The sequence below is a fragment of the Mesorhizobium sp. ORS 3428 genome (assembly GCF_001854785.1).
In the GTDB taxonomy this organism is placed as follows: domain Bacteria; phylum Pseudomonadota; class Alphaproteobacteria; order Rhizobiales; family Rhizobiaceae; genus Mesorhizobium.
This window is the reverse complement of the sequence record NZ_MDFL01000093.1, coordinates 1-1,321: the sequence shown is the minus strand read 5'-3', so window position 1 is coordinate 1,321 and position 1,321 is coordinate 1. Positions and strand designations below refer to the sequence as shown.

The 1,321-nt window shown below is 53.8% G+C and carries 3 protein-coding genes and 1 pseudogene; all 4 read right to left on the bottom strand.

All coding sequences use genetic code 11. The features are described from left to right. Positions 1 to 236: pseudogene (locus ORS3428_RS33915) on the bottom strand (hypothetical protein); the annotation flags it as partial. Positions 237 to 255: 19 nt separating this feature from the next. Next, complete coding sequence (locus tag ORS3428_RS32975; protein WP_131802866.1) at positions 256 to 540, bottom strand: hypothetical protein; 285 nt, start codon at positions 538 to 540, stop codon at positions 256 to 258. A 356-nt stretch (positions 541 to 896) separates the two neighbouring features. Further along, positions 897 to 1,052, bottom strand: a complete 156-nt coding sequence (locus tag ORS3428_RS33235; protein WP_157895941.1) for a hypothetical protein — start codon at positions 1,050 to 1,052, stop codon at positions 897 to 899. A gap of 78 nt (positions 1,053 to 1,130) precedes the next feature. Next, positions 1,131 to 1,321: helix-turn-helix domain-containing protein (locus ORS3428_RS32340; protein ID WP_274534792.1), on the bottom strand; the 191-nt coding region annotated here is incomplete at its 5' end.

The window sequence follows — 1,321 nt, the reverse complement described above, 5'->3', positions numbered from 1 at the left end:
AGGGCGAAGGTGGGCGACTGTTGTTTTACCTGAAGACCGGCAACTGCTGCGTAGCTGTAACCTGGGGCGCCGGGTCGAATTGAAAGGCCGTTAATTTGAGGCCAAGTCGCAAAATTATCGTCTAGAGTTAGGTCAATACTAGTTGAGGAAATTGCGATTGTGAGATCGGGCTCGGGGTCAATGACGATCTGCTTTTGCTGCAAAGCTATTCGGATCTCTCTATCCGTCAGTATCATTGACCCCTCCCAAACGGGCTTAGGCAGCCTTGCTGCTAAATTGAGAATCCGCCACCCAAATTCTCCATCTTCCGGAGGCCGATTCTGTAGGCAACTCAATCAAAACCTTATCCGATGTGCTGACAATAGGGGGGCCAACCTCCAGAAAACCATTATTGACGAGACCCTTATATACAGCAACTTCCTCCTGAGTCCCTTCCGCGGTTTGAATTTTAACAATCGTCTCTAGGGGGCCGGGACCATCCATTATGGGCGTGCATTTTAAAAACATTCTTGACCTCCTGTAGCGGGCTTCATTTTTCAAGGTTTTCGCCAAACTGGGCCAACGGACCTGATTTGCCTATCCGCCCAGCTTGTTTTCAACACCTTTCCTTGCTCCAGCCTGACTGCGGAACAAAGCAGGAACATTTTGCCTAATTCTCCTCAAAGAATCGAATCACGTTTTGTTCTCATAATCGAACGCAAGGGTTAATGATCCGTTCCTTGGTTTGTCAACCAGATAATCGGCCTTCCAGCAGAGCTCCGAAAGTCCCATTGATAACTCGGTGTGGTCGGACCACGGTACGTATGAACTGGTCGTGACGCTAACCGGGTCGCGTCGAACCGCGCCGAGATTGTTCTGCCTGACCAGAGTGCGCATGAGCATCGCATGCAGTCTCATCACTTCTCCGGAGCGATCTCCACCGTCGCAATGTTGTCGATGACCCAGCCAATCGCCTGCTTGTGGTTCAAGATCATCTGGACTTCGGATGCGCGCCTAGCCTTCGGCACCACCGGGAAGGAGACGCCGGTGACGTAGATGCCGCGATTCAACATGCGCTGCGTCGAGTGGCGCCTCAAAGACTCCACTCGCATACGGTGTGAGGAGGCCTGACGTTTGACGTCGCAGGGCGTTTAGAACTTCTTCACCTCGATACCATGCCGACGCAGGGCATAGCCGATTTGCCGCGGCGTGAGGCCGAGGATACGACCAGCCTTGGCCTGAACCCAGCCGGCTTTCTGCATCGCATCGATCAGCCGGGCGCGATCGGTCACACGCAGGCCTGTTGCACCCCAGGCGGGATTGCTCGGATCGCGGCCGTTGA

What these genes read in the sequence shown, in the direction of transcription:
- ORS3428_RS33235 (WP_157895941.1), bottom strand. Translation starts at nt 1,052, where the DNA reads ATGTTGAATCGCGGCATCTACGTCACCGGCGTCTCCTTCCCGGTGGTG.